Source organism: Neisseria subflava (genome assembly GCF_003044645.1).
GTDB lineage: Bacteria > Pseudomonadota > Gammaproteobacteria > Burkholderiales > Neisseriaceae > Neisseria > Neisseria subflava_B.
The window spans coordinates 1-651 of sequence record NZ_POXL01000022.1 but is presented as its reverse complement, the minus strand read 5'-3'; the positions used below and the strand labels follow the sequence as shown (position 1 = coordinate 651).

Here is a 651-nt window from a genome sequence, read left to right as displayed (position 1 = left end):
GTCATATGCCGGAGCGAGCGAGCTTGGAAGTTGGGGAAGAGGGCATAGACGTTTTGTTTGAATAAGGCAGATTAAAGGCCGTCTGAAGGGGAAGTCAACAAGGTTGATTACCTTTCAGACGGCCTTTAATCCATTTATTTTATCTGCTCTAGATTATTAGACGGAATTTGGCTGCCTATAGAAAGCTTTGTTATGGAAGAGATTATATCTGATAGGTTTAAAGGGAAAGGGGATTATATTTTTGATATGAAATTTGATAAATTTGTTGGATATATAATTTTTTAGGGGCTGACGTAGATTAGCCCTAAATTCCACACCAATCCCGCAGAATTTTAAGCTGTTGAGACGGTGTGCCGAAGTTAAACCGAAATTCGCATTCTTTCAAGAACAGCGGGAAGGATTTGCGATCAATTCCGTTGTATTTGCGCAAGACGCGTTTTGCCTGATTCCAAAAATTCTCAATGCCGTTAATGTGGTTCTGACGGTCTGCAAATTCCTTGGAATGGGTGATGCGGTAATGGATGAAACCGCTCACGTCCAACTTGTCGTAGCTGCTCAGGCTATCCGTGTAAACAATGCTGTCCGGCATGATTTTCTTTTTAATGACAGGGAGTAACGTTTCAGACTTGGCATTATCTACGACAATGGGAT

At 41.6% G+C, this 651-nt stretch carries 1 protein-coding gene; it reads right to left on the bottom strand.

Going from position 1 to position 651, the window contains the following annotated elements; all coding sequences use genetic code 11:
* Window positions 1–304 precede the first annotated feature (304 nt).
* A partial coding sequence (locus DBY97_RS11350; protein ID WP_107858387.1) for an IS1595 family transposase occupies window positions 305–651 on the bottom strand: 347 nt, incomplete at its 5' end.